This is a genomic window from Streptomyces corallincola, assembly GCF_019104725.1.
In the GTDB taxonomy this organism is placed as follows: Bacteria; Actinomycetota; Actinomycetes; order Streptomycetales; family Streptomycetaceae; genus Streptomyces; species Streptomyces corallincola.
Map to the genome: position 1 here is coordinate 1 of NZ_JAHRXF010000027.1, position 26,884 is coordinate 26,884.

At 72.9% G+C, this 26,884-nt stretch carries 26 protein-coding genes; 10 read left to right on the top strand and 16 right to left on the bottom strand.

Annotation, left to right across the window (positions count from 1 at the left end; all coding sequences use genetic code 11):
• The coding region (locus KUM39_RS17835) for a maltotransferase domain-containing protein (protein ID WP_217786675.1) at positions 1–972 on the bottom strand (972 nt) is incomplete at its 3' end.
• 209 nt (positions 973–1,181) lie between these two features.
• On the bottom strand, positions 1,182–1,481 hold the full coding sequence (locus KUM39_RS17840; protein ID WP_217786676.1) for a DUF5133 domain-containing protein: 300 nt from the start codon (positions 1,479–1,481) through the stop codon (positions 1,182–1,184).
• Positions 1,482–1,808: 327 nt separating this feature from the next.
• On the opposite strand from KUM39_RS17840, the gene KUM39_RS17845 reads away from it, so the two are divergent.
• The gene (locus KUM39_RS17845) at positions 1,809–2,321 is read left to right on the top strand and encodes a pep a2 (RefSeq protein ID WP_217786677.1); all 513 of its coding nucleotides are present in this window, start codon (positions 1,809–1,811) and stop codon (positions 2,319–2,321) included.
• Between the two features lie 23 nt (positions 2,322–2,344).
• The gene (gene glgX, locus KUM39_RS17850; protein ID WP_217786678.1) at positions 2,345–4,468 is read left to right on the top strand and encodes a glycogen debranching protein GlgX; all 2,124 of its coding nucleotides are present in this window, start codon (positions 2,345–2,347) and stop codon (positions 4,466–4,468) included.
• An 18-nt stretch (positions 4,469–4,486) separates the two neighbouring features.
• Here glgX and KUM39_RS17855 read toward each other — a convergent pair whose 3' ends face one another.
• Positions 4,487–5,296: a VOC family protein gene (locus tag KUM39_RS17855; RefSeq protein WP_217786679.1), complete on the bottom strand. Its 810-nt coding sequence runs from the start codon at positions 5,294–5,296 to the stop codon at positions 4,487–4,489.
• Between the two features lie 136 nt (positions 5,297–5,432).
• Entirely contained in the window at positions 5,433–6,293 is an 861-nt protein-coding gene (locus tag KUM39_RS17860; RefSeq protein ID WP_217786680.1) for an RNA polymerase sigma factor SigF, read from the bottom strand.
• Positions 6,294–6,503: 210 nt separating this feature from the next.
• On the opposite strand from KUM39_RS17860, the gene KUM39_RS17865 reads away from it, so the two are divergent.
• The 4 genes from KUM39_RS17865 (at position 6,504) to KUM39_RS17880 (ending at position 9,423) form a co-directional block, all read left to right on the top strand.
• Entirely contained in the window at positions 6,504–6,989 is a 486-nt protein-coding gene (locus KUM39_RS17865; protein WP_217786681.1) for a MarR family winged helix-turn-helix transcriptional regulator, read from the top strand.
• Positions 6,986–7,825, top strand: a complete 840-nt coding sequence (locus tag KUM39_RS17870) for an ABC transporter ATP-binding protein (protein WP_217786682.1) — start codon at positions 6,986–6,988, stop codon at positions 7,823–7,825. Before KUM39_RS17865 ends, KUM39_RS17870 begins: the two co-directional genes overlap by 4 nt.
• Positions 7,785–8,639, top strand: coding sequence for an ABC transporter permease (locus KUM39_RS17875; protein ID WP_217786683.1), 855 nt, complete (start codon positions 7,785–7,787; stop codon positions 8,637–8,639). Before KUM39_RS17870 ends, KUM39_RS17875 begins: the two co-directional genes overlap by 41 nt.
• A gap of 211 nt (positions 8,640–8,850) precedes the next feature.
• Positions 8,851–9,423: a hypothetical protein gene (locus KUM39_RS17880; RefSeq protein WP_217786684.1), complete on the top strand. Its 573-nt coding sequence runs from the start codon at positions 8,851–8,853 to the stop codon at positions 9,421–9,423.
• A gap of 60 nt (positions 9,424–9,483) precedes the next feature.
• Here the strand turns inward: KUM39_RS17880 and hemC are convergent, their stop codons facing one another.
• From hemC to KUM39_RS17900, 4 genes are all read right to left on the bottom strand, one after another.
• The gene (hemC, locus tag KUM39_RS17885; protein WP_217786685.1) at positions 9,484–10,419 is read right to left on the bottom strand and encodes a hydroxymethylbilane synthase; all 936 of its coding nucleotides are present in this window, start codon (positions 10,417–10,419) and stop codon (positions 9,484–9,486) included.
• Positions 10,420–10,463: 44 nt separating this feature from the next.
• Positions 10,464–11,426 carry an ATP-dependent DNA ligase gene (locus tag KUM39_RS17890; protein WP_217786737.1) on the bottom strand — a complete coding sequence of 321 codons (963 nt, stop codon included), beginning with the start codon at positions 11,424–11,426 and terminating at the stop codon, positions 10,464–10,466.
• A 161-nt stretch (positions 11,427–11,587) separates the two neighbouring features.
• On the bottom strand, positions 11,588–12,364 hold the full coding sequence (locus KUM39_RS17895; RefSeq protein ID WP_217786686.1) for an XRE family transcriptional regulator: 777 nt from the start codon (positions 12,362–12,364) through the stop codon (positions 11,588–11,590).
• 219 nt (positions 12,365–12,583) lie between these two features.
• A complete protein-coding gene (locus KUM39_RS17900; RefSeq protein ID WP_217786687.1) occupies positions 12,584–12,979 on the bottom strand; it encodes an SH3 domain-containing protein in 396 nt (131 codons plus the stop codon).
• Between the two features lie 268 nt (positions 12,980–13,247).
• On the opposite strand from KUM39_RS17900, the gene KUM39_RS17905 reads away from it, so the two are divergent.
• Entirely contained in the window at positions 13,248–13,631 is a 384-nt protein-coding gene (locus KUM39_RS17905; RefSeq protein ID WP_217786688.1) for a DoxX family protein, read from the top strand.
• Positions 13,628–14,089, top strand: coding sequence for a peroxiredoxin (locus tag KUM39_RS17910; protein ID WP_217786689.1), 462 nt, complete (start codon positions 13,628–13,630; stop codon positions 14,087–14,089). Before KUM39_RS17905 ends, KUM39_RS17910 begins: the two co-directional genes overlap by 4 nt.
• Positions 14,090–14,175: 86 nt before the next feature.
• Here KUM39_RS17910 and KUM39_RS17915 read toward each other — a convergent pair whose 3' ends face one another.
• The gene (locus tag KUM39_RS17915; RefSeq protein ID WP_217786690.1) at positions 14,176–15,039 is read right to left on the bottom strand and encodes an oxidoreductase; all 864 of its coding nucleotides are present in this window, start codon (positions 15,037–15,039) and stop codon (positions 14,176–14,178) included.
• Between the two features lie 447 nt (positions 15,040–15,486).
• Here KUM39_RS17915 and KUM39_RS17920 point away from each other — a divergent pair, with 447 nt between their 5' ends.
• Positions 15,487–16,461 carry a TauD/TfdA dioxygenase family protein gene (locus KUM39_RS17920; RefSeq protein ID WP_217786691.1) on the top strand — a complete coding sequence of 325 codons (975 nt, stop codon included), beginning with the start codon at positions 15,487–15,489 and terminating at the stop codon, positions 16,459–16,461.
• Positions 16,462–16,550: 89 nt separating this feature from the next.
• Here the strand turns inward: KUM39_RS17920 and KUM39_RS17925 are convergent, their stop codons facing one another.
• The 5 genes from KUM39_RS17925 to KUM39_RS17945 form a co-directional block, all read right to left on the bottom strand.
• Positions 16,551–17,579, bottom strand: a complete 1,029-nt coding sequence (locus tag KUM39_RS17925) for an LLM class flavin-dependent oxidoreductase (protein ID WP_217786692.1) — start codon at positions 17,577–17,579, stop codon at positions 16,551–16,553.
• A 65-nt stretch (positions 17,580–17,644) separates the two neighbouring features.
• Positions 17,645–19,273: a metallophosphoesterase family protein gene (locus KUM39_RS17930; protein WP_217786693.1), complete on the bottom strand. Its 1,629-nt coding sequence runs from the start codon at positions 19,271–19,273 to the stop codon at positions 17,645–17,647.
• Positions 19,274–19,391: 118 nt separating this feature from the next.
• The gene (locus KUM39_RS17935; protein WP_372455773.1) at positions 19,392–20,591 is read right to left on the bottom strand and encodes a glycoside hydrolase family 64 protein; all 1,200 of its coding nucleotides are present in this window, start codon (positions 20,589–20,591) and stop codon (positions 19,392–19,394) included.
• Between the two features lie 284 nt (positions 20,592–20,875).
• Positions 20,876–21,631, bottom strand: coding sequence for a dienelactone hydrolase family protein (locus KUM39_RS17940; protein WP_217786695.1), 756 nt, complete (start codon positions 21,629–21,631; stop codon positions 20,876–20,878).
• 144 nt (positions 21,632–21,775) lie between these two features.
• Complete coding sequence (locus KUM39_RS17945) at positions 21,776–22,396, bottom strand: L-threonylcarbamoyladenylate synthase (RefSeq protein WP_217786696.1); 621 nt, start codon at positions 22,394–22,396, stop codon at positions 21,776–21,778.
• Positions 22,397–22,712: 316 nt separating this feature from the next.
• On the opposite strand from KUM39_RS17945, the gene KUM39_RS17950 reads away from it, so the two are divergent.
• Positions 22,713–24,254, top strand: coding sequence for a helix-turn-helix domain-containing protein (locus KUM39_RS17950; RefSeq protein WP_308288168.1), 1,542 nt, complete (start codon positions 22,713–22,715; stop codon positions 24,252–24,254).
• Positions 24,255–24,489: 235 nt separating this feature from the next.
• Here KUM39_RS17950 and KUM39_RS17955 read toward each other — a convergent pair whose 3' ends face one another.
• Positions 24,490–25,734: a serine hydrolase domain-containing protein gene (locus KUM39_RS17955; protein ID WP_217786698.1), complete on the bottom strand. Its 1,245-nt coding sequence runs from the start codon at positions 25,732–25,734 to the stop codon at positions 24,490–24,492.
• Between the two features lie 221 nt (positions 25,735–25,955).
• On the bottom strand, positions 25,956–26,855 hold the full coding sequence (locus KUM39_RS17960) for a Gfo/Idh/MocA family protein (RefSeq protein WP_217786699.1): 900 nt from the start codon (positions 26,853–26,855) through the stop codon (positions 25,956–25,958).
• Between the last annotated feature and the right edge of the window lie 29 nt (positions 26,856–26,884).

The window sequence follows — 26,884 nt, forward strand, 5'->3', positions numbered from 1 at the left end:
GTACTTCTCCACCCAGGGATGGTCCGGGGAGCACTGGAGGGCGAAGTCGAGCGCGACCTCCATGCCCAGCTCGCGGGCCCGGCCCACGAAGTGGTCGAAGTCCTCCAGCGTCCCCAGCAGCGGATGGACGCTGTCGTGCCCGCCCTCGGGGGAGCCGATCGCCCACGGCACCCCGACGTCGTCCGGTGCCGGGGTGAGGGTGTTGTTGCGGCCCTTGCGATGCGCGGTGCCGATGGGGTGGATCGGCGGGAGGTAGACCACGTCGAAACCCATCCGCGCGATGGCGTCCAGCCGCCGGGCCGCCGTGCGGAACGTGCCGTGCGGGACCTCCTCCGTGCCCTCCGACCGCGGGAAGAACTCGTACCACGAACCGAACAGCGCCCGCTCCCGCTCGACCAGCAGCGGCATCGGCTCCGACGCCGACAGCAGATCCCGAACCGGGTGGCGCTCCAGCACCTCGACGACCTCGGCCGACATCGCGGGCCGCAGCCGGTGGCCGACGGTCAGGCTGTCGTCGCCGAGAGCGCGGGCGGCGGCCAGCACCAGTTCGCGCCCGGCGCCCCGCGGCACCCCGGCCGCCGCGCGTTCGAACAGCTCGGCGCCCTCCTCCAGCACCAGCCCGATGTCGATGCCCGCGGGGATCTTCACGGACGCCGTGTGCCGCCAGGTCGTCAGCGGGTCGCTCCACGCCTCGACCCGGAACGACCAGCGGCCGGTCGCGTCCGGGGTGACGTCGGCGCCCCACACGTCGGTGCCGGGCGCCAGTTCACGCATCGGGGTCCAGGGGCCGCGCCGCCCGGAGGGATCGCGCAGGACGACATTCGCGCCGACCGCGTCGTGCCCCTCCCGGAACACGGTCGCCGTCACCTGGAACGTCTCGCCGGTGACCGCCTTGGCCGGGCGCCTTCCGCACTCGACGGCCGGCCGTACGTCACGTACCGGTACGCGGCCGATGGCGGGGGTCCTGCGCATTCGTCTCACCTCCGTCGTGCGGCGAAGCCGGGCGCCTGGCCCCGCTTCGCGGTTCGGGAAAACAACCGGGAGAAACCATCCGGGGAAAACCTTCAGGGAAAACCGTCAGCGAAAAACCGTCCACGAAAAACCAGAACCGTCCGGACGCACGGAGGAGGAGACCTCAGCCGCCGCGCCCCGGAGGGGGGACTGCCGAGAACGGTGCCACGTCAGGGACTCGGCGCCGTGGAACGCCGCTCCGAAGGCGGCGACCGGCGCGCCGTCCGTCCCGGCCGGGGCCGTCCGTCCTGCCCGCGCACATATCCCGCGAGGGTGGTGCGCAGATAGTGCTCGGCCGCGTCCGCCGCCTCGCGGGCGCAGCGCTTCGCCATCAGTACGCACAAGGTGTAGCCCGAGTCCTCGAACGCGGCCCGGACGGTGCGGTCGTGGGGCCGGGCGAGCATCGTGCGCTCCCAGGCCCGGTAACGCCGCAACTGCCGGGCCACTTCGGCCTTGGCGGGGAGCAGCATGACCCTCTTCACCTTCCACGCTCTCGACTGGGCGCGTTCCCGACGGTCGGGTGGCGTCCGCGCACAGGAGGGCGCGGCACCGTTACGGCGATCGAGGCATTTCACTCATGGTGCACGGCCAAACACACATCGTCCTGTTGGACGTTCAACGACCCCGCCATTCGGAAGAGTGACGTCCCGCCATTCGTGAGGCTCGTGTTGCACGAATGGCGTAGCACGCTCACTGTGGTGGTGACTCAGAAGCGATCATCGCTCACGCCGAGTGTCCGGGAGCCTCCCGGAACGGGTGGCGGGGGCAGGAGCTTCGCCGGTGAGGAGTAAGCGACGATGAAGACCGCAGTTCCCTGCTACTACCACCTGGACGTGGAAGTCGGACCCGGACGGGTGGGACAGGTCAGCCGCATACTGGCCGCCCACCTGCGTCACTGGGATCTGGAGGACCTGATGGTCCCCGTCCGGCGCGGCGCCGAGATGCTCTTGCGGGCGATCGACGAGCACGCCACCGACAAGGACGCGTCGATCGAGATGTGGTGGAACGGACAGCACCTCATCACCGCGATCGGCGGCCACGACCGGGACCTCCGCCCCGACCAGGACCTGCGCGCCTGCCTCGCGGACATCGCCGCGATGAGCGACGGGTGGGGGTGCTGCGCCGCCGAGTCCGGCGGCACGATCATCTGGTTCTCGCAGCGCGCCCGTGCCGGTGAACGCGTCCCGCTGGTGCCGCTCGCCCCGTCGCCGGATCTCCGCCAGGGCCTCAGGGTGCCCCGCGCGCTGCCGGTGTCCTCCCTCGTCGCCCCGGCGGCGGCCGTCGAGCCCGTTCTGGCGGGCGCGCTGTGACGGCTCGCGGAACCTGGACAGGGGTGCCCGTGTGGAGCGGGCACCCCTACCCGTTGGGGGCCTCCTACGACGGCCAGGGCACCAACTTCGCCCTCTTCAGCGAGGTCGCCGAACGCGTGGACCTGGTCCTCGTGGACGAGGACGGCACCGAGCACCCGGTGCGGCTCCACGAGGTGGACGGTTTCGTCTGGCACGCCTACCTGCCGGGCGTCGGCCCCGGTCAGCGCTACGGATACCGGGTGCACGGGCCCTGGGATCCCTCGTTCGGCCACCGTTGCAACCCGGCCAAGCTGCTGCTCGACCCGTACGCCCGCGCGGTGTCCGGCCAGATCGACAACGACCCCTCGCTGTACGAGCGTTCGGCCGACGGTCCGTCGGCGGGCGACAGCGCCGGGCACTCGATGCTGGGCGTGGTGGCGGACCCGTACTTCGACTGGGGCGACGACCGTCCGCCGCGCCGCTCCTACGCCGAGACGGTCGTCTACGAGGCGCATGTGCGCGGTCTGACCCGCACCCACCCGGACGTGCCCGAGGAACTGCGCGGCACCTACGCGGGCCTCGCCCACCCGGCCGTGATCGAGCACCTCACCTCGCTCGGTGTCACCGCCGTCGAGCTGATGCCGGTGCACCAGTTCGTCCAGGACGGCGTCCTCCAGGACCGGGGTCTCGCCAACTACTGGGGCTACAACACCATCGGCTTCTTCGCCCCGCACAACGCCTACGCCGCCTCCGGCCAACTCGGCCAGCAGGTCAACGAGTTCAAGGCGATGGTGAAGGCGATGCACGCGGCCGGTCTCGAAGTCATCCTCGACGTGGTCTACAACCACACCGCCGAGGGCAACGAGATGGGCCCCACGCTGTCCTTCCGGGGCATCGACAACGCCTCGTACTACCGGCTGGTGGACGGCGACTGGCAGCACTACTACGACACCACCGGCACCGGCAACAGCCTGCTGATGCGCCACCCCTACGTCCTCCAGCTCATCATGGACTCGCTGCGCTACTGGGTCACCGAGATGCGGGTGGACGGCTTCCGGTTCGACCTCGCGGCCACCCTGGCCCGGCAGTTCCACGAGGTGGATCGGCTCTCGGCGTTCTTCGACCTGATCCAGCAGGACCCGGTGATCAGCCGCGTCAAGCTGATCGCGGAGCCCTGGGACGTGGGCGAGGGCGGCTACCAGGTGGGCAACTTCCCGCCGCTGTGGTCGGAGTGGAACGGCAAGTACCGTGATGTCGTACGGGACTTCTGGCGGGCCGAGCCCGGTTCGCTGGGGGAGTTCGCGTCCCGGCTGACCGGCTCGTCCGACCTCTACCAGCACAGCAGGCGCCGCCCGCGTGCCAGCGTCAACTTCGTCACCGCGCACGACGGATTCACCCTGCGCGACCTCGTGTCCTACAACGACAAGCACAACGAGGCCAACGGCGAGGAGAACCGGGACGGCGAGAGCACCAACCGGTCCTGGAACTGCGGCGCCGAGGGCGACACGCGCGACCCGGCGGTGCTGGAACTCCGGGCCCGGCAGCAGCGCAACCTGCTCGCCACCCTGCTGCTCTCCCAGGGCATCCCGATGCTCAGTCACGGCGACGAACTGGGCCGCACCCAGGGCGGCAACAACAACGCCTACTGCCAGGACAACGAAGTGTCCTGGATCGACTGGGAGCTGACCGACGAGCAGCGGGCGCTGACCGACTTCACCCGGCGGCTGATCGCGCTGCGCGCCGACCACCCGGTGCTGCGCAGACGGCGCTTCTTCCGGGGCGAGACCGCGACCAACGCCGAACAGCCGCTGGCCGATCTGGTGTGGTTCCGGCCCGACGCCCGCGAGATGGCGGACCGCGACTGGCAGCGCGGCGACGCGCACTCCATCGGGATGTTCCTCAACGGCGACGCCATCGCCGAACGCGACGCGCACGGCGGACGTCTGGTGGACGACTCGTTCCTGCTGCTGCTCAACGGCTACTGGGAGGCCGTGGACTTCCGGCTGCCCGACGACGCGTACGGGGAGCGCTGGACGACCCTCGTGGACACGGCCGCCGCCGACGCCGACGGGGTGCCCGACGAGCGCGAGCACAAGGCGGGCACCCGGCTACGGCTGGAGCCGCGCAGCCTGGTCCTGCTGACCCGGCCCGCGCACGGCACCGCCTGACCGCCCGGCTCCGTCCGGTCAGCGCACCGGGCGCGAGGTGACCGTGAACTGCGCGCCGTCCGGGTCCCGCAGCACCGCCTCCGTCTCGTGCTCGCTCAGCACGCTCCCGCCGTGTTTCTCCGCCGTACGGGCGCAGCCCGCCACGTCGGCCACCGTGAAGTGCACCCGCCAGTGCGGCCGGACGGCCGGGTCGGGGGCGGCCTCCACCGCGCCGGAGTCGATGCGCGCCACCACGTCGCCCCGGCTGCGCAGCACCACCTCGCCGCCCTCGTACTCCACCTCGCAGGCGCCCGGCTGCCCGGTCGCCCAGCCGAGGGTCTCGCCGTAGAAGATCGCGGCGTCGAAGGCGTTGCGGGTGTGCAGCCGGATCGAGGTGGGGGCGGCCCGGCGCCACGCCTCCCAGTTGGAGACAAGGTCGCCCTGCCAGATGCCGAACGTCGCCCCGTCCCGGTCCGCGAGCAGCGCGGCCCGGCCCGGTGGGAACGACAGCGGGCCCACGGCCGCCGTCCCGCCGCGCTCACGGGCCCGCGCCACCGCCACGTCGGCGTCCGGCACGGCGAAGTACGGCGTCCAGGCCACCGCCATCTGCCACATCGAGGCGACGGCGGCGATCCCCGCGACGGGCACCCCGTCCGCGAGGGCGATCCGGAAGTGCTCGCCCAGTTTGGCGCCGCGCCACCGCCAGCCCAGCACGGCGGAGTAGAACTCCTGGGTGGCGCCCAGGTCACGGCTGGTGAGGCTCACCCAGCAGGGCGCGCCGAACACGGAGCGCGTGGAGACGACGTCCCGTGTCCTCGGTCCGGCACCGGCAGGTGTGTCTGCGTTCATGTCAGTCGCGTCCTGGTCTCGTGGCCGGACGGCCCACCGGTGGGGCACCGGTGTCCGGTCCGACTGGATGGGGATCGCCTGTCGGGTACCCGTGCGGTGCCGGTCCAGGCGGATGACCGGCGGCGATGGAGCCCGGTCAGCCTTCCCGACCCGGCTGCCGTCCCCGCTCGGGCTCCTGGTCCGGCTCCTCGGCGGGGTGTGCCTCCTCGGCGGGTTCCGCCAGGAGTTCCCCGCGCAGGCGGTCGAAGCAGCCGCTCAGCAGGCGGGAGACGTGCATCTGGGAGATGCCCAGCTCCTCGGCTATCCGGCTCTGGGTCATACCGCCGAAGAAGCGCAGGTAGAGGATGGTCCGCTCACGCTCCGGGAGCGCCAGGAGGCAGGGGCGGACGGCCGCGCGGTCCACCACCAGCTCGAAACCGGGGTCGGACTCGCCCAGCGAGTCACCGAGGGCGTACCCGTCCGCGCCGGTCACCTCGGCGTCCAGCGAGAGCGCGGTGAAGCACTCCAGGGCCTCCATGCCGGTGCGCACCTCGTCCTCGGTGAGCCGGGTGTGCTCCGCCGTCTCCGCCACGGTGGGGGAGCGGCCCGGTGTGGTCTGGGCCAGCTCGCGCAGCGCCACCCGGACCCGGTTGCGCAGCTCCTGCACCCGGCGGGGCACGTGCAGCGTCCACATGTGGTCGCGGAAGTGCCGCTTGATCTCGCCGGTGATGGTGGGCACGGCGTACGCCTCGAAGGCCCGGCCGCGCTCCGGGTCGTAGTGGTCCACGGCCTTCACCAGGCCGAGCGCGGCCACCTGGTACAGATCCTCCAGGGACTCGCCGCGGCCCCGGAAGCGGACGGCGATGCGCTCGGCCATCGGCAGCCACAGCCGGACCAGCTCGTCGCGCAGCGCGGCCCGCTCGGGGCCGTCCGGCAGCCCGGCAAGCCGTTCGAAGGACTCGGCCGTGTCCGGCGCGTCGTCGTGCGGGTGGGTCCTCGTGCTTCCGGTGACAGGCATCGCGCACTTCCCTCGCCAGGTGCTGGTGTCAGGAAACGTGGGAGCGGATCTCGGCGCCCGGAGGAAACACCGGGGTGCCCGGAACGCGCGGCTCCCACGACGTGCCTCCTGTCCGAAGCACCTTCGATTCATTCCCATTAGAGGACAATACGAAACAAATCGCTCTGCCGTGGGAGGGATGCGGGAGGTTCTTGACCGATCCTTGGCGCGATGTACCTCTGTAGCAGAGGTAACGTTCCTGACGTGGAGAGCGAATTCCCTCAGGAACTGGCCGACGCCCTCACCGGCATCCACCGGCTCAGCCGCCGCGGACTGCGCGGCGCGACGACCGGACCCCGGCTGCGCGGCGCCGAGGCGGAACTGCTGCGGCTGGTCCGCGCCCGGCCGGGCATCGGCGTCTCGGACGCAGCCCGTGAACTCCGGCTCGCGGGCAACTCCGTCTCGACCCTGGTCAACCACCTCGTCCGGGACGGACATCTGGTCCGGGAGACCGACCCCGCCGACCGGCGCGCCGCCCGCCTGCTGCTCACCGACACCGCCGAGCGCCGCCTCGCGGACTGGCAACGCCGCCGCGCCGAACTCATCGGACGGCACCTGGACCGGCTCGACCCGGCCGACCTGGACGCGCTGCGGGCCGCCCTGCCCGCCCTGCGGAAGCTCGCCGACACCCTGCACGAGGAGGCCGAGGAGACATGACCCGCCCGACCGATCCACCACCCCCCGACGCCGTGACCTGCGCGGGACTCGTCCACACCTTCGGTGAGACCCGCGCCGTGGACGGACTCGATCTCTCCGTGCGCCCGGGCGAGGTCTTCGGCCTGCTCGGACCCAACGGCGCGGGCAAGACCACCGCCATCCGCTGCCTCACCACCCTGCTGCCGGTGCGGACCGGCACCGTCAGCGTCTTCGGCCACGACACCACCGGCGAACGCATGGCCGTGCGCCGCCTGCTCGGCTACGTACCGCAGCAGCTCTCCGCCGACAGCGCCCTCACCGGCCGGGAGAACGTCGCCCTGTTCGCGCGGGTCTTCGACGTACCCCGCCGGGAACGCGGCGAGCGCGTCACCCAGGCGCTCACCGCCGTCGGACTCGCGGACGCCGCCGAACGCCTCGCCGGTACCTACTCCGGCGGCATGGTCCGCCGCCTGGAACTCGCCCAGGCCCTGGTCAGCGCGCCCCGCCTGCTGATCCTCGACGAACCGACCATCGGCCTCGACCCGATCGCCCGCACCGGTGTCTGGGAGCACATCAACGCGGTCCGCGCCGCCACCGGGATGACCGTCCTCGTCACCACGCACTACATGGACGAGGCCGACCAGTACTGCGACCGGGTCGGCCTCATGCACCGGGGCCGGGTCCGGGCGCTGGGCACCCCCGCCGAACTGCGGCGCGGCCTCGCCGACCGGCGCGGCACCGACACCCTGCCCACGCTGGAGGACGTCTTCCGGGACGTCGCCGGCAGCGGCCTCGACTCCGGAGGAGGTTTCCGCGATGTCCGAAGCACCCGCCGCACCGCCCGCCGTGTCGGCTGACCCCGCCCGCACCGCGGCCCTGCTGCTCACCCCGCCCACCCCGCGCCCCGGCTGGCGGCTGCTGCCCGCCCGCGTCGCCGCGCTGTGCGCCGTCGAACTCCAGAAGCTCCGGCACGACCGCACCGAGCTGTACACCCGCGCCGTCCAGCCCGCCCTGTGGCTGCTGATCTTCGGTCAGACCTTCACACGCATCCACGCCATACCCACCGGCGGCATTCCGTACCTCGACTACATGGCGCCGGGGATCATCGCCCAGTCCGCCATGTTCATCGCCATCTTCTACGGCATCCAGATCATCTGGGAACGCGACGCGGGCATCCTCAACAAGCTCCTCGTCACCCCCACGCCCCGCTCCGCGCTGATCACCGGCAAGGCGTTCGCGGCCGGGCTGAAGTCCCTGGTGCAGGCGGTCGTGGTGATCGTCATCGCCGCGCTGCTCGGGGTCGGCCTCACCTGGAACCCGCTGAAGCTGCTCGGTGTCGCGCTCGCCGTCGTCCTCGCCTCCGCGTTCTTCTCCTGCCTGTCCATGACCATCGCGGGCATCGTGCTCAGCCGCGACCGGCTCATGGGCTTCGGACAGGCGATCACCATGCCGCTGTTCTTCGGCTCCAACGCCCTGTACCCCGTCTCGGTGATGCCGGGCTGGCTCCAGGCCGTCAGCAAGGTCAACCCGCTCAGCTATCAAGTGGACGCCCTGCGCGGGCTGCTGCTCGGTACGCCGTCCCACCTCGGCGCCGATTTCGGGGTGCTGGCGCTGGCCGCGGCGCTCGGCATCACCGCCGCCTCCTCGCTCCTCGGACGGCTCGCCCGCTGACCCGGCACCCATCGGCCCGGGCCCGTCCGCCGACGTGATGTGCGGCACGCGGCCCGGCGGCGCGGGCACCGGGCCGGGGGGATTGTTCCTGCGCAACGCTTGATCGTCGATCAAACAGGGCGAACCCCCTGGCCACAGCGTATTCCGCTCATTTGACAGTGCGCTCAGCACACAGATAGACAGCAGCTCTCGAAAGGTCGAGAGGGGCACTGTGTACGAGCCGAACGTGGTCGGGGACTGGCGCGAGTACGACGAGCACGCCGGTCTGCGGGTCCGCGTCCACCGTCTGGAGACGTGCGAACCGCCGCGCGGACGCGACGACGCCGCCGCCGGGCTCGCCTACTTCAGCGTCCGGGTGACCGTCGAGAACCGGGGCGCCGGACACCTCGGCATCCATCTGGAGGACGGTCAGATCGACGTACGGGTCGGCCCGGACGGCGAGGGCGCGTTCCTCGACTGGCGCAACTCCCAGTTCATCGAGGGCTTCGACGTCTACCCGCTGCGCCGCGCCACCGCCGTGCTCTACGCCGCCGCGCCCGAGGCGTCCCTCGGCCACGTGGACGTGCAGGTGCAGCTCCGGGTGGACGAGGAGTGGACCGACCGGCGGCTGTGGACCGGCGGCACCGGTGTCCTGGAGGCGGCCACGGCCACCCCGGTCACCGGCACGGTGCCCGGCGGCCTCGCCCATCAGGTGAGCGCCTATCTGAAGGACGCCGTCGCCCAGGAGGCGGTCGCGGAGGACGCGTCGGCCCCGAAGGACCAGAAGGAGCCGGGGGGCGGCTGACCGCCGAGGAGCCCGGCGGGGCGGCACGACAGCCGGTCGCGCCGCCCTCGTGTCACAGCACTAGTGCGGGATGCCGTCGATGATCTCGCGGGCCCCCTGCCGCAGCAGGGCCACCGCGACCGACGTGCCGAGCGTCGCCGCGTCCAGTCGGCCCGCCCATTCGTGGGCGTTCAGCCTGACCTTGCCGTCCGGGGTGAACACGCACGCCCGCAGGGAGAGTTCACCACCGCGGTCCACACGGGCGAAGCCCGCCACCGGGCTGTTGCAGTGCCCCTGGAGCACGTGCAGGAACATCCGCTCGGCGGTGGTCTCCCGGTGGGTCGCCGGATCACCGAGGCCGCTCACCGCGTCGATCAGCTCCGCGTCGCCCTCACGGCACTGGAGGGCGAGGACACCCGCGCCGATGGGCGGCATCATCGCCTCCGTGGACAGCACCTCGCTGATCACGTCCTCCCGCCCGATCCGCTCCAGGCCCGCGACCGCCAGCAGCAGCGCGTCCGCCTCCCCGGCGGCCAGCTTGGCCAGCCTGCGGTTGGCGTTGCCCCGGAACGGCACGCACTCCAGGTGCGGGTGGGAAGCGGCCAGTTGGGCGACCCGGCGCACCGACGAGGTGCCGATCCGGGTGCCCGCCGGGAGTTCGTCCAGGGTGCGGCCCGCCGGGTCCACCAGCGCGTCCCGGATGTCGTCGCGCTTCAGGAACGCGGCGAACACCGTCCCCGCGGGCAGCGGACGGTCGGCGGGCACGTCCTTCACGCAGTGCACGGCCAGATCGGCCTGACCGGCCAGCAGCGCCGCGTCCACCTCCTTGGTGAACGCCCCCTTGCCCTCCACCGCCGACAGGTCGCCCATCCACTTGTCACCGGTGGTCCGCACGGGCACGACCTCGGTGCGCACACCCGGATGCAGGGCCGTCAACTCGACGCGCACACGCTCCACTTGGGCGAGCGCCATCGGTGAGTCACGGGAGACGATACGGACCAGTTCCGGGAGTGACATGGGGGACACCATAGCCCTGCGGGACACCCCCGGGTGACGCACCCTCAGCTCCCGTGTCCGAATGCGTCCGGCAGTTCGGCCGACGACGCCTCGGGCGTGAGGTCGGGCCGCAGCCGCCGCCAGGACGGCTGCCGCAGCAGTCCCGAACGGGTACGCGTGCTGTAGGCGACCTCACCGACCAGTTCCGCCCGCACCCAGCGGGCGCCCGGTACGCGCGGCACCGGGTCGAAGGGGCACCGGGTGCTGGCGCGGTCCCGCAGCAGCACGGCCAGTTCGGCGCGTTCCGCCTCGCTCCAGCCGGTGCCGACCCGGCCCGTGTACACCAGCCGTCCGCCCGCGCGCTGCCCCACCAGCAGCGCGCCCGGCAGTCCGGCGAGCCGTCCCCCGCCGGGCAGCCAGCCGCCCACGACGACGTCCTCGCCGCGCAGATTGCGGATCTTGACCCAGGACCGGGAGCGCACACCGGGCTCGTAGACGGAGTCCAGCCGCTTGCACACCAGCCCCTCCAGCCCGTGTTCGCGGGTCGCCCGCAGCGCCTCGGCGCCGTGCCCGGTCACCGCGCGCGGGGTGGACCAGTACGGGCCCACGAGGCGCAGCCCCTCCAGCCGGGCGCGACGCTCCGCGTACGGCAGCCCGGTCAGCGGGGCGTCCAGAAACGGCACGTCGAAGAGGACGAGATGCACCGGCACCCGTGCGGCCAGCCGCGCCGCCCGCGCGGGGGAGTGCGCGAGACCCATCCGGCTCTGGAGCGACTGGAAATCGGCCCGGCCCCGCGCGTCCAGGGCCAGCACCTCACCGTCCAGGACGGCAGGGGTCGCACCCAACGCGTGTGCCAGCGGCCGGAGTTCGGGATACGCGTCGGTGATCACCTCGCCGGAGCGGGCGCGCAGCACCAGTGTGCCGTCGCCGGGCAGGTACACGATGACCCGCTGGCCGTCCTGCTTCGTCTCGTACGCCCACCGGTCGTCCTGGGCGGCGGGGGGCAGCGGGCCGGGCGTGGCGAGCATCGGCGGGACCAGGGGGAGGGGTACGGAGCTCACGGCTCAGGTCTCGACCGCCGTGCGCCGCCGCACGCGCGGTGGACACCGGGTTCCCCCGAAGGGGGTGGCAGGCGTACCGGGGTGGGTCCCGGGCCGGTGGTGGGCGGGGCACCCGGCGCTCGCTCCGCTCAGCCGTCGGCGGGCGTGGCCTTGAGTCCCGTACAGGCGAGCTGGCCGCCGACCTCCGCGCAGGCGGCCACGCCGTTCGGGGAGGGCACGGAGAGCATGGGGCTGCTGTTCCCCGTGGCGTCGCCCGCCGGGTAACCGGCCGACAGCACGTCCTGGCCGGAGCGGACCGAGACCACGCGGGCCAGCCGGGAGCGGACCCGGACCTGTGCCCAGGCGGTGCCGCAGGCGGGGGAGTAGCGCAGCCGGACGTCGTAGGCGAAGTCCGTGACCCGGCTCTCCGTGCGCGCGTCGCGGGCGCACACCGACAGGTCGGGCAGATCGCCCTGGCAGACGTGCGCGTGGCAGCGGGACGCGGTCGCGGGCAGCGTCCGCGCGGCGGGTGAGGGGGCGTGGTGCCGGTCGGACACGGCTGCCGTCACCGCCACGACGACGACGGCGGTGGTGAGCAGCGCGAGCGCGGACAGCCGCAACCACCGGGCCCGGTGGGGGTGTTCGGGTCGGGCCGCCGGTCGCGCGTCGGCGGGCTCCGGGGCCCGGCCGGCCGCCTCCCACAGCTCCAGCACCGGCGCGGGATCGGCACCGGCCAGGCGGCACAGCGCCACCAGCACGTCCTTCGGAGGGCGCCTGCCGCCGGAGAGGCAGCGGTGCCACGCCGACTTGCTGTACGGCGTGCGCGCGGCCAGCGCGGCGAGGCTCAGCCCGGTGGCGGCCCGCAACTCGCGCAGCCGCACCGCCAGCCGTTCGTCCGGCGTGCTCGATTCCTGCGGATGCCGCATCGCGCGTCCCTCGACTCCCGTTCCGCTATGGGCTCTTTCGCCCCTGTCGTGCCGATTGCTTCCCTCACGACCGGCCCGCCGAACGCCCTCCCCGGCGAGCCGGGGACAGATCGAAGACCCGTTCGGGAACGGGAGGTTCCCGAACGGGCCTTCGTGATCAGGTCGTACGACGAACGCGCGGTGCGACGACGGGGCCGCCGGGGCCTGTCAGCTCTCCCGTCAGCACCACGGCACACTGCGGGCGGTGCGGATGTAGTGCGCGGCCACATAGGCGTGGCGGTGGTGCCGCAGCCGGTACCAGATGTGGTTGCCGTACACACCGGAGCCGTACGCCTTGCAGGCGAGGGTGAGCGAGCGGTTCGCCCGGACGTGCCCGACCACCCGGTAGCCGGTGCCCGGACCGGACCGGATGTTCAGCCGGGCCCGGCTGGTGGCGACGACGCCGTGGACGGGGAGGGTGTGGTGCGGGGTGCGCACGGTCTGCGTGGTGGCGACGGCGGCGGGCGCCTGGCGCGGGGCCGTGGCGGCGCTCGCCGGGGCGGCCCCGGCGGCGGGCAGCACCGCGACGACGGCGACCGCGGCGAGCAGACCGCTCCTGAGAGCCTGACGGATCATGGAAACCTCCGGCTGTCGTTCTCGTGACCACACCTCGTGATCACGACAGCCAGCGTTGCCGCGGCACGCCGCCCCGATGCCGTTCCCGCGTCCCGTGGGACGCGCGGGACATCCCGTGGGACGCCCGCCACCTCGTCCTCCGTACCGCCGACCGCCTGCCGCCTCCGGTCCGCCCGGCGGACCGGTCCGTCCCCAGGCCGACCCGTGGACGGTACGGCACGGGTACCGTCGAGTAATATCCGCCGGGCTGATCACCTGAGGAGGAACCGTGCCCCGGTCCGAACGATCACCCCTGCTGCTCGCCGGTCTGCTGGCCGCTGCGGGCGTCGCCCACTTCGCCGCTCCACGCCAGTTCGACGGACTCGTCCCGCGCTCCCTGCCCGGCTCGCCCCGCACCTGGACGTACGGCAGCGGGGTCGCGGAACTCGCCCTCGCCGCCGGTGTCGCGGCCCCGCGGACCCGTGCCGTCGCCGCGAAGGCCGCCGCCGCCTTCTTCGTCGGGGTGTTCCCGGCGAACGTGAAGATGGCCGTGGACTGGCGCCGCCGCCCCGCCCGTCAACGCACCGTGGCCTTCGCCCGGCTGCCGCTCCAGGTACCGCTGGTGCTGTGGGCGCGTGGTGTCTCCGCCCGTGCCGGGGAGGTGCGGGCATGAGCGCGCGTCTCGAAGTCGGTTCCACCGTCGAGGACTTCGCCCTCCCCGACGAGGCCGGTACCGTACGGCGGCTGAGCGAACTCCTCGCCGACGGACCGGTCGTCCTCTTCTTCTACCCGGCCGCCCTCACCGCCGGGTGCACCGCCGAAGCCTGTCACTTCCGTGATCTCGCCGCCGAGTTCGCCGCGGTCGGTGCCCGGCCCGTCGGCATCAGCGGCGACACCGTCGAGCGCCAGCAGGAGTTCTCCGGGCAGCACTCCCTCGGTATGACCCTCCTCTCCGACACCGACGGCACCGTCCGCGACCTGTTCGGTGTCAGGCGCGGCTTCTCCATCGCCCCCACCCGGCGGGTCACCTTCGTCATCGCCCAGGACCGGACCGTCCTGGAGGTGGTCCGCAGCGAGCTGCGCATGAACACCCACGCGGACCGGGCGCTGGCGGCCCTGCGGAAGGACTGAACCGCCCGGGTGAGCCGGGTGGAGCGGTCGGCGCCGCCCGCCGGGAGGCGCCGCCGCTCCCACCCGTGCCACCCCGGCGGCGGGCCTCAGCCGCCGATGGCGTCCAGCTCCCCGACCGCCTCCCCCGGCAGCACCAGCTCCGCTGCCGCCAGGTTCTCCCGGAGGTGGGAGAGGGAGGACGTGCCGGGGATGACGGAGATGTTGGGGGAGCGCCGGAGCAGCCAGGCGAGGGCGACCTGCTGGGGGGACGCGCCCAGCCGGGCCGCCACGCGGGACAGGATGTCCGACTGGAGGGGGTGGAAGCCGCCGAGCGGGAAATAGGGGGCGAAGGCGATGTTCAGCGCGGCGGTGCGCACCACCAGCGCGTCGTCCCGCCGGTTCGCCAGGTTGTAGAGGTTCTGGACGATCACGACGGGCGCGATGGCGAGAGCCTCCTCCAGCTGTACGGGAGACACCGCACTCAGCCCGAGGTGCCGGATCAGCCCCGCCCGCCGCATCTCCGCCAGCACCCCGAACTGCTCGGAGAGCGACTCCTCGTTGGGCGTGTCGATGTCCCCGAGTCGTAGATTCACGACATCCAGTGCCTCCACGCCAAGGTTGCGCAGGTTGTCGTAGACCTGAGCCTTCAGATCCTCGGGATGCCGGGAGAGCATCCAGGAGCCGTCCGCACCCCGCCGCGCCCCCACCTTGGTGACGACGTGGACCCCCTCCGGGCAGGGACGCAGCACCTCCCGGAGGAGTTGGTTCACGACGACGGGCCCGTAGAAATCCGCGGTGTCGATGTGGGTGACCCCCGCCTCCACCACCGCGCGCAGCACCCGCACCGCCTCGACCCGGTCACGGGGCGGACCGAAGACGTGCGGCCCGGCGAGCTGCATCGCGCCGTAGCCCATCCGGGTCAGGGACAGTCCGTGGGCCGGGGTCACCGTGCCGCCGAGCTGTGCGGTCATGTGTCGTACCTCTTACCGTGCCGGGAACGCGCCGACCACCGGCGGCCCCGGTGGTCCTTCCCCACGGTGCGCCCCGCGCGGCCGGTTCGGGAGAGGGCCCGGGTTCCCGGGGGCGGGGGGACCGGTCACGTTCACCGGTCCGGCCGTACCGGTGGGCCCGGCACGACGTACGGCCCGGCTCGGCCGGATCGGTCGCCTCACCCGTCAGTCCGGGTCGGAGACCCGACCCTGACTGCTGGACCTCTCCGGCAGCCTCACCGCCCCCGTCACGGAGGTGACGGAGGACATTCCTCGATCCACCGACGAGCAGCGTGACCACGGCCGGGACCGGGGGGAGCGTGAGCACCGACCCTTCGGAGCCCGGCGGGGTTGGCGTGCCGTACCCGCCCGGTGACACGATCGGCGGGAGCCCCCTTTTTCGGCGACCGGACGAGCAACGGAGCGCGCATGACCACCCAGCGGGACCACGCGGAGCGGACCGACCAGGCCGAGGGCGTGGAGGTGAGACCGGCCGCCGGGCACATCGGCGCCGAGATCACCGGCGTGGACCTCGCCGCACCGCTCGACGACGCGGTGGTCGCCCTGATCCGGCGGGCGGTGCTGCACTGGAAGGTGGTCTTCTTCCGTGATCAGGACCTCGACCACCCCGCGCACGTCGCCTTCGCCCGCCGCTTCGGCGAACCCGTCGTCCTCGGCCGACGCGGCAGCGTCTCCCCGGCCGACTTCCCCGAGGTGGAGACCACCGCCGACCGGCTGGAGCTCGGCGGACGCTTCGGCATGGACCGCGACGAGTGGCTGAGCCGCCGTCGGCACACCCTGCTGCGCGGCTGGCACTGCGACCACGGCGCCCGGATCGATCCGCCCGCCGCGACGATCCTGCGCGCCGAGACGGTCCCGCCGTACGGCGGCGACACCACCTGGGCCAACCTCGCCGCCGCCTACGCCGGGCTCTCCGCGCCCGTACGGGCCTTCGCCGACGGGCTGCGCGCCGAGCACCGGCTCGGCGTCGGCTACCAGCCCCGTCCCGGCGACGACGCCTACCTGCGCCGCCTCCTGGACCACCAGACCGCCTCCGTGCACCCGCTGGTCCGGGTCCACCCGGAGACCGGCGAGCGGGTGCTGTTCGTCAACGGCTACTACGTCGAGCAGATCGAGGGCGTCTCCCGGCCGGAGAGCGCCGCCCTGCTGGAGATGCTGCTGGAGCAGGCGGTACGGCCCGAGTACACGGTCCGTTTCCGCTGGGAGCCGGGGAGCGTGGCGTTCTGGGACAACCGGGCCACCATCCACCTCGCCCCCAGCGACAACGCCCACCTGGACCACCCGCGCATCATGCACCGCGTGATGCTGCGGGGGGACGTGCCGGTCGGCGTGGACGGCAGGCCGTCCGAGCCGGTGGTGGGGACGGAGCCCGGCCGCTGGTGAACCGGCGGCCGGGGCACCGGTACGCCACCGGGTGAGCCGGGCCCGACGGGTTACCGCTCACTCCGCTGACGGCTCACCCCGGTCGCGGCTCAGCCCGCCGGGTGCCATCCCAGCGCGGGACCCAGCTTCGTCGCCATGTCCGTCAGGATCTGCGCGTAGTCCTCGGGCCGGAAGCTGAACGGCAGCGCGAACACCACCTCGTCCACCTCCTGGAAACCGGGGTGGGCGTGCAGCCGCTCCGCCAGTTCAGCGGAGGTGCCGACGAGGTCGGGGGCGAACAGCAGACCCGCCGGGCCCTGCGGGGTGCTGGTACGGGGGAGCCGCTTCGCCGCGTACTCCTCGTACGTGGCGCGCTGGGCGGCGCTCGCGGAGTCCGTCGGGATCACCACCAGGCCCTGCGAGACCCGCGCCTTCTCCCCGTCGGGGTGGTGGGCGCGGAACGCGCGGATCTGCTCGCCCTGGATCGTGCCGAAGTCCCACGGGCCGTCGCCCGGTTCGGGCTTGACCACGTTGCTGGTCAGGAACCGCAGGCCCTGTTCGCCCGCCCAGCGTGCCGAGCGCAGGCTGCCGCCGCCGTACCAGATGCGCTGCCCGAGGCCCGGGGAGTGCGGCTGCACGATGTCGGAGAAGACCTCGATGCCCTCGGTTCCGCTGAAGTCGGAGGCCCGTTCGCCGCGCACCAGGTCCAGCAGGCGCCGCACCCTGCCGTACCCGAAGTCCTCGGCGGCTGCGGTGTCCGGGTACAGGGCGTCCTTGACCCGGTCGAAGTGCAGGGGCGGGCCGATGCTGACACCGGGGTTGAGGCGCCCGCCGGACAGGATGTCCACGGTCGCCAGATCCTCCGCCAGCCGCAGCGGATTCTCCCAGCCGAGCGGGATCACCGCCGTGCCCAGCTCGATCCGCCGCGTCCGCTGCGTCGCCGCAGCCAGCACCGCGACCGGTGAGGAGATGCCGTGCTGAAGATGCCGGTGCCGCACCCACGCGCTGTCCAGACCGAGCCGCTCACCCAGCTCGATGATCTCCAGCGTCGCCTCGTGGCCCGGCCCAGGATCGGCGGGGTCGAACAGCCCAATGGTGAGGAAACCCAGCTTGCGCAGCGGTCGGGACGTGGACGGCACGGTTCCTCCGGCAATCGTGGTCGGCTCTGCCCCGATTCTCGCAGCCGAGTGTGACAACCGTGTGATCAGTTCGCCTGCGGTGCCTCGACTCCGTCCCCGACGACTCCACCCCCGGCTGCACCCCCTACCCCAGTACCGGAATCCGCCCCGGACGCGGCCCCACCTCCGTCCTCAGCACCTGACCGGCCCCCGTTCAGCGGGATCACCACCTCGTCCTCCACCGGCGGATCGAGTTCCGCCGCCAGGTTTCCGGTGGCGGCGTGGCAGCGCAGCCGGACCGCGTCCGGGCCGACGTCCAGGCGGAGGAAGGACTTGAAGAACGGCGGGCTGTAGGTCGCGGAACCGGGGGAGAAGAGCTGGGTGTACGTCTTGCGGACCGGGAGGCGGAAGCGGGAAGGGCGTTCGGGACGGCTGCCGGTGCCGAGGAGGGTGGCCACCGTGCGGCTGCGCCGGGTGACGCGGGCGTCCGGGTCGGGGGTGCGGGCGGGTTCGACGCCGAGCCGCTCCGCCACCACGGCCGTCGCCTCGGAGGCGGAGAGGGTGAAGAACCGGCGCAGCCGCAGCCGTCGCCCGTACAGCCTGCTGTAGAACGCGAGGGAGTCGCCGCGCAGCGGATAGCAGCGGAACTCCCGCTCGGTGACGCCCCCCACGGACACGCGGGGGATCGTGTGCGTGGCGTGCATGAACGCGCCGCCGCCGCCCGCGACGACGTACTGCACGGTCCGCCCGTCCACGTCCACCGGATAGCGCTGGTAGTTGTGGATGTCCCCGCCAATCGCGGCCACGTAGTGATGGTCGGGGTCGCGCACGATGTCGTCCACCGTGCCGCCGCCGTCGATGGGACAGGGGTGGTACTCGCCGTCCACGTACAGCGGGGAGCCGGTGATCAGGATCTTCGGCTTCGGGCCGCGCGAGATCTCCCGCAGCCAGGCGCCCTGTTCGGCGTCCAGGGTACCGAGCAGCCCGGTGTCGATGCCGACGATGCGCACCGGCCCCGCGTCAAGTGCCCAGTACGGTCCGGGCTGTACGGCCCGCTGGCCGGGCGCCGAACGCAACGTCCTTGCCTGTGCCAGGCGTTGTTCGTCCACCGGCTTCGGGCGGTGCCAGAGCAGGTCCCGCAGCCAGGCCCGGCTGAACGGGCGGGCGCGGGGAGCGGGCCCGGGCGGTACCGCCGCCTCGTTGCCGAACACCCGCATGAACGCGCCGAGATCCTCGTACCAGTCGTGGTTGCCGGGTATCGCGTAGATCGGCGCGGGATAGTCCTGGTACGGGCGGAAGAACTTGGTGCCGTAGTCCGCCGCCGCGCCCACCGGGTAGATCACGTCACTGGCGACCACCGCGAACTCGGTGCCCTCGCTGATCTTCAAGAACCCTGGCACGACGGCGTATTGGGGTTCGTCGCCCTCACCGGTGTCACCGATCACCATGAAGGAGAACCGCTCCGGCACCACGCGCCGCATCAGCTTGTCGGCGGGTGCTCCGGCCTCGGCCTGACGTCGCGTCAGGACACTGCGGGTGTGGCCGGTCGGGTCGCCGAACCAGGAGGCGAGAACTCCGTTGCGGGCGGCCAGCAGGGTCTTCGGGTTCAGCCAGGACAGCTTCTCGACATGGTCGGGCATGAGCCGCTTGTAGCTGCCGGGTTCGGGCGAGCCCCAGCCGGCGCCCTGTGCGGTATCGCGTGAGGAGTCAGACACGCGGAGCACCGTAACAACGCGTCGGCCGGGGCCGGGAGGCCGGGTCCGGGATGCGCCCGGACCCGGACCCGCGCGTCCGCCAACCCGACGGACGGAGACAACACCCGCTGCGGAAGGATCAGTTCAGCGGGTCGAGCGTCAGCGACGCCTGCTGCGGACCGCCGTCGTGCACCAGAGACTCCTGGTTGCCGACGTCGTCGAAGGCGAACGCGTACGCCTTGCCGTCCGCCATCTGCGCGTGGATCTTGCCCGCGTACTGGTTGGTCACCGCGTCCTTGTAGAAGCCCGAGGCCGAACTGTCCGGCTGGTTCGGGTTGCTCAGGAGCGTGGAGCGGTTGAAACCGGCGCACAGGGTGCGCGAAATCGGGCCGCGCACCTGGTCGTTGGGCGCGTCCAGCTTGCCGTGGCAGCCGAAGATGCTGGAGGCGTCCGGCTTCTGGAAGCTGGTCACGACCGCGCCCGAGGAGTTGGTGAAGTTCATGACGCCACCGGAGACCTTGCCGAAGTACTTGGTGTTCGGCTGGTCCCCGAACGGGGTCACCGTCAGGGTGGACGTCGCGTACTTCTGCCATACGCGGTTGACGTAGTCGTCCATCACGCCGGCCGGCAGCGCGCCCGTCTCCACGCCGTAGAGCGGGGACAGCGCGCGCAGCACCGTACCGTCGGAGCGGGTCTGGATCAGACCGCCCCAGCCGCCGGACTGGCCGCGCAGCGAGTTGAAGAAGGCGCTGTAGCCGCCGGACTTGAGGTGCCCGGTGGTGAGCGTGCTGCCGTCGGCCCGCTTCACCCCGACCGCGTACGGTGCGGAGAACATGTCCACCTGTGTGCTGTTGAGCCACAGACCGGAGTCGTTCAGTGTGTACTCCGACCAGTTGAACAGGATGTTCCGGTTCGGGTCGGACGGGTTCTGCACCGCCGGCTGCACCAGGCCGCCGGTGGTCAGCCGGAAGTCCAGCTTCTGGCCGTAGGAGAAGTAGACCCGGCCCGAGAACTTCGGGAGGCGGATCGTCTTCGTCTGTCCGGGCGCCGGGCCGGTGATGGCCGCGTCCGGCGCCGGGGTCGGCGGGTTGCCGCCGACCGGCCAGGCGTGGAACGTGCCGCTCTCGTCGGCCCAGCCCTGCTTCCCGGAGGACAACTGGGTACCGAGGTCGTAGATGTAGACCTGCTCCGAACGGCCGGAGTTGTTCGTGATCTGCAGGGGGATGGTGTCCGGCACGGCGGCGTTCGCGGTCTCCGGTGCGGCGAGCGTGAGCACACCGCCTACCAGAGCAGCCGCTGCGGCCAGAGGCAGTGCAGGGCGGGGGACGCTGTGGAGCACTCTCCACCTCCGTGTGGGGTCGGGGTGGTACGGCCCTTGGTCCGTACCAGTGCTGAGAGCGCTCTCAGCGTTACGGGCCGGTACGGACATGTCAATGCGTCGGACAGGATTCGCCGTGCGCGGAACGCGGGCGAGGGTAGCTTGTGCGGTCTTGGGCGGGAATGCGCCCCCTGTGCGTGCGTACGGCCGGTGCCCCGCGAGTCGCGGACACCGGCCGTACGGACATACCGGACCCGGACCAGGCCGTATCGGACCCGGCCGTATCGGACCCGGCCGTAACGGAGTCAGAAGGTCCGGCCGAGCAGTTCCAGCAGCGCCGCCCAGTGCCGGTCGTCGGCGGCACGGTCGTACGCGGGGGTGTCCGACTGGGTGTAACCGTGCTTGGCGTGCTCGTAGACCTCGGTGCGGTGGCGGACGCCCGCCGCGTCCAGCGCCGCGTCGAAGGCGGCCACCTGCTCCGGCGGCATCGAGTGGTCGTCGCCCGCGTGCCCGAAGTACAGCTCGGCGGTGATGGTGTCCACCACCCGGTGCGGGCTCTCGGGGTCGTCGGTGACGAGGTTGCCGCCGTGGAAACCGGCCGCGACGGCGACGCGGTCCGGGTAGGCGGCGGCGGTGCGGACGGCGAGCCGGGTGCCGAGGCAGTAGCCGGTGATGGCGACCGGGCCGTCCGTGGTCAGCGGGGTCCCGGCCAGCCAGCGCAGGTAGGCGTCGGCGTCCCGCAGTACCCGGTCCGGGGTGTGCGCGGCCATGATGGGGCCGATCCGCTCCCAGATGCTCGGGTCGGCGGCCGGGTCGATCACCTCGGGCAGGTCCAGCACGGGGGTGCGCCCGGCGCGGTAGAACACGTTCGGCACCAGCACCGTGTACCCGGTGGCGGCCAGCCGGTCCGCCATCGCGCGCAGATGCGGGCGCAGGCCGTAGGCGTCCATGTAGAACAGCACGGCCGGGTGGGGACGGCCGTCGGCCGGGTGCGCGAGGTAGGCGTCGGCGGTGCCGTCCTCCGTCACGATGTCGATGTCCGAGCCCTTGACTTCGGTCATGGTGGGGTGGCCTTTCGTGGGGAGGTGCGCATGGGGAGGTGCGCGTGGGGCGGTGCCACTTCATGCTGCCACGCAAGATCGCCGTACCGGGCGAGGGGACGGCCGGTGGGCGTCACCTCCGGTGTCGTCCCGCGCCGTCCGGGGTCACTCGAACCGGCTCGGGTCCCCGGCCCCCCGGCGCACGATCTCCGCCTCCCCGCTGGAGAAGTCCACGACCGTCGTCGGCTCGGTGCCGCACTCCCCGGAGTCCACGACCGCGTCCACCACGTGGTCGAGCCGGTCCTTGATCTCCCAGCCCTGGGTCAGCGGCTCCTCCTCGTCGGGCAGCAGCAGGGTGCTGGAGAGCAGCGGCTCACCCAGCTCCGCCAGCAGCGCCTGCGTCACCACATGGTCCGGGATGCGCACGCCGACCGTCTTCTTCTTCGGATGCATCAGCTTGCGTGGCACCTCGCGGGTGGCCGGGAGAATGAAGGTGTAACTGCCGGGCGTGGACGCCTTCACGGCCCGGAACACGTCGTTGTCCACCCGTACGAACTGCCCGAGCTGCGCGAAGTCCCGGCACATCAGGGTGAAATGGTGCCGGTCGTCCAGACGGCGGATCTGCCGGATGCGGTCCATGCCGTCCCGGCTGCCGAGTCGGCAGCCCAGCGCGTAGCAGGAGTCGGTGGGGTACGCGATCAGCGCCTCCCCCCGGATCGCGTCGGCGATCTGGCCGATGCTGCGGGGCTGCGGGTTGTCGGGGTGCACGTCGAAGTACTTCGCCATCCGCCGAGCTTATGCCCCGGCCGGATGCCGTGCCCGGCCGGGGAGCGCCGCGCGTCGGCGCGGGGAGCCCCTACGGGACGGGGGCGGAGGAACCGGGGAGGACGCGGGTGTGGGTGCCGCGATCCGGGGCAGCGGAGGGGGGAGCCGCCCGGCGCTCTCCCCCCTGCCCCGGGCCGCGGTGTCTTCGCCGGTGGTCGCCCCCCCCCGACCACCGGCGAAGCCGTTTTCGGGGAATCCTCGCGGTAGGTCGCGCCCGTCCGGGGTAGCGTCCACGGGCGACAGCCGAGATCGACGCCGACGAGGAGGCGAGGGCCACGTGGCCGGCCGAGCCGAGGAGGACACCCCGCACCCGCCGCGGGAACCCGGAGCCGACTGGGCGGGCCAGTTGCTCGACCTGCTCCGCCCCGGCGCCCGCGACCCGCGCCGGATCGTCGCCTGGCTGGGCGGCGCGGTGGGCGCCGCCGTCTGCCTCCAGGAACCCGGCGGACGGCTCGTCGCCGGACGCCCCGTCCCCCTGGACACCGCCGTCCTCACCGACGTGGTCGCCGGCCGGATCTCCGCCGCCGCGCTGGAGGACGGCACCCGGTACGTCCGGGTCGTGGGCATCTCGCACCCCGAGCGTGGCCCCGCCGCCGGTGCCGTCCTCACCGTGGCCCGGCCCGAACCCTTCGACCGGCGCGCCGCCGACATCGTCGTCCGCGCCGCCTCCGTGCTCGAACTCCTGCTCCGCGAGCGGGAGTCGGCGGATGCCGGACGGCGCCTCGACCGCGCCACCGCGGACCTGCGCCTCGCCATCCTGCAACTGCTGATGGTCGAGGACACCGTCTTCGCCCGCCGGGTCGCCGCCGGGCTGTGGCCGGGCCTGCTCGAAGGCGACACCGCCCGCGTCTACGTCATCGAGACGACCCCCGGCGAGCGGCACGCGCTCGCCGAGGCGTGCGCCGAGGCCACCTCCGGCACCGCGCTGGTCGTGCGCTGTCCGGCCGTGGACGCGCACGTCATCGTCGTCGGGCTCGGCCCCGGCGCCGGTGACCGGCTGGCGGCCCTGCTCGACGGCCGTCCCGGCACCTTCCTCGGCGGCAGCCTCCGCCAGCGGCTGGCCCGCACCGCCACCGCGTACGGCCAGGCCGTCAGCGCCCTCGCCGTGGCCCGTTTCCGGCCCGGACGTGCCGCCGTCTACGCCGAACGCACCCACCCCGAGCTGCTGATGGACCCCGACGGGCTGCGCGCCTGGTCGGCCCGTGTGCTGCGCCCGCTCGACACGCTGCCCCACCACATCCGCGCCGAACTGCTCGCCACCACCCGGCTCGGCCTCGAATTCACCGCCGTCAACGCCGCCAAGGTGCTCGGCGTCAGCCGCAACACCGTGCGCGCCCGCATGGATCGCGTGCAGTCCCTCACCGGCGCCGACCTCTCCCGGCTCACCGCCCGCGCCGCCGCCCACGTCGCCGTCAACACCGAGGCGGTGCACGGGCCTTACGGCGATCCGTACGACGGCCACGGCTCCGCCGCCGAACCGGCCGGACTCGGCGGACTGCTCGCGCCGCCCGCGCTGCGCGACTGGGCCGAGGACCTGCTCGCCCGGCTCGACGCGGACGGCCGCGACCTGCGCCGCACCCTGCGCGCCTGGATCGCCGCCGACGCCAACGCCGAACGCGCCGCCCGCCACCTGGGCGTGCACGCGCAGACGGTACGCGAACACGTCCGCGCCGCCGAACCCGTACTGGAGCGTCAACTTCTCGCCACCGGAAGCGACTTGTACGAGGTCGTACTCGCCCACATCGCCACCGGCGCGCTCGCCGCACCCGCGCTCGACGGGGCGAACGGGGGTCAACCGGACGCACCTGTGCACGAGTGAGTCCCGGCCACGCGGGGCAGGGCACCGGCGCGATAGCCGTGATTCCGCCGGGCCCGTAGCTTCGACGGTCGCGGGGCACGACCGGAGCGGGGGGCCGGTCGGGGCCCCGCGACCTCGCTCTACGCGCGTCGTCCGGCCGTACGACCCCGCACGTCCGGCCGCACGGCCCCTGAGCCCGAGCCGTTCTCCGGCCTGCTCACACGGCCCGTTCCCGGGTGTGTCGGACCAGGCTGGATCAGTGTGCCGTCGGCTGGGCCGGGAGGTCGAAGACGTGGTCCGGGGAGACGATCTCCGTGACGGCGCGCCCGAACAGGGTGCTCGGCTCCTCGCCGTCGTGGTCCGTGTCGGTGTTCAGCAGCACCACGAGGGTCGTCCCGGACGCGGGGAGGTGGACGGTGAGCGACTCGTAGCCGGGCAGTGAGCCGTTGTGCCCGATCCAGCCCCGCACGTCGAAGATGCCCAGGCCGTACCCGGCGCCCTTGACCGGGGTCGGCGGTGTGACCAGCCGTTCCTTCTGCAGGGCCGGGCTGATCATGCGGGAGCCGTCCGGGAACTCACCGCTCGCCACCGTGCCCGCCCACACCCGCATGTCCTGGAGGGTGGAGATCATCGCCCCGGCCGCCCATGCCCAGGACGGGTTCCAGTCGGCGGTGTCCTGATCCCTGCCGTCCGCCGTCTGCCGCGAGTAGCCCTGCGCGTGCGGCTCGGGGAAGTCGGCGTTGGTCGGGAACACCGTGTGCTTCAGACCGGCCGGGTCCAGGATGTTCCGCTGGATGTACTGGTCGAGCGGCTGCCCGCTGCGCTGCTCGACGAGCAGGCCGAGCAGGATGAGGTTGGTGTTGGAGTAGTCGAACTTCTCACCGGGCGGGAAGACCGGCGGGTGCCGGAAGGAGTAGTCCAGCAACCGCTGCGGACTGAAGACGTGCTGGGGGTCGGAGGTGAGAGCCCTGTAGAAACCCTCGTCGTTCGAGTAGTTGAACAACCCGCTGCGCATGCCCGCCAGTTCGCGCAGGGTGATCCTGTTCCCGTTCGGCACCCCGTCGATGTACTTGCCGATCGGATCGTCCAGCGACACCTTGCCCTGGTCCACGAGTTGGAGCAGCGCGGTCACCGTGAAGGTCTTCGTCTCGCTGCCGATCCGCATGTACAGATCCGGCGCCATCGGCTGCCCGTCGCTCTTGTCGGCCACACCGAAGGACCGGACATAACTCTCCTGCCCCGGCGTCCAGATGCCGACGGTCACCCCGGGAGTGCCCGTCTCGCGCAGCACCTCCTGGAGACGCGCGTCGAGTTCCTTCGCCACCTCGGGGCTCATGGCGCGTACGCCGGACCCGGAGGGCGAGGGGCTGGGGGAGTCGGCGGCCGTGACGGCGGGCAGCGGTGCCGCGCCCGCCGGGAGGCCGGTCAGCGGCACCAGCAGTGCCCCGGTGGCCACGGCGGCGGCGAGCCCTCTGCGGATGCGGGGGTGCGGGGTCGTCATGAGCACACTCCAACCCTCCGGGGACCGGGGCGGCCCGGTTCCCCTCAGCATAGGAGCGGCCCCCGCGCACCGCCTGTCGGCCGAACGGGTCCGGGACCACCTTGGCTAGCCCCGCACCCATCCGCCCGCCGTACCCGCTGACCTGCGCGTACGCGGCCCCGCACCGCCGGGAGCGGACCGCCCCGCCCGAAGGCCCCCCCCGCTGCCGGGCGGCCCCGCGCTCAGGCCTTCGCGGCCCCCGGCTCCCCGTCCAGCAGGCCCTCCGCCACCGCCAGGATCTCCGTGACCCGGACCGCGAACGACGCGTCACAGGCGTGCGGACGGCCCGAGGACGCGGCGGCCAGCAGGGCGTCGGCCGCACGGGTCAGGGCGGTCACCGCGTCCTCCTCGCTCCGGGGCAGCGCCGTGACCCCGCTCGCGCCCCGCAGCTCCACCTCGTTGCCGGACGCGGCCGGAGGCGCCGTCAGGCTCAGCGTGAGGGTGCTCGACGCGCCCGAGGTGTGCCCGAGTACCACGTGCGCGGTGTCACCGGGCCCGTGTGCGGCCGACAGCACCTCGCGCACGTCACCGAGGACCGGCAGCAGCACCGACAGGGCGTGCGGGCCCACGTCCCACAGCGCACCGCGCTCCCGCCGCCAGGGCGAGGCGGCGAACGGGCTGTCCGTGGTGAACACCGCGCCCAGCCACTGCGCCCGTGCGGTGAACCAGCCCTCCAGCGCGGCCTGTTCCGCGATCCAGGCGGAGGGCCCGGTCTGGAAGCGGGCGGTGAAGAACACCACCGACGCCACCCCGGCCCGCTCCGCCTCCTCGGCGACGGCGCGCGCGTCGGCCGGGTCCAGCGCGAGCGGCTTGTCCAGCAGCAGGTGCCGTCCCGCCCGCGCGGCCCGGACCGCCATGCCCGCCTGCACGTCCGGCGGCAGGGCCACCGCGACCGCGTCCACGTCCGCCAGCAGCGCGTCCACGTCGTCGTACGCCCGTACGCCGTACCGTTCCGCCAGCGCGGCGGCGGCCTCCGGCCTGCGGCCCCACACCCCGGCGAAGTCCAGGCCACCGTGCCCGGCGAGCGCGGGGGCGTACGCCATCTCCGCCCACGGGCCCGTTCCCAGCAGTCCGATGCGCATCTCGTGATTCCTCTCTCCGAGACCGGTGC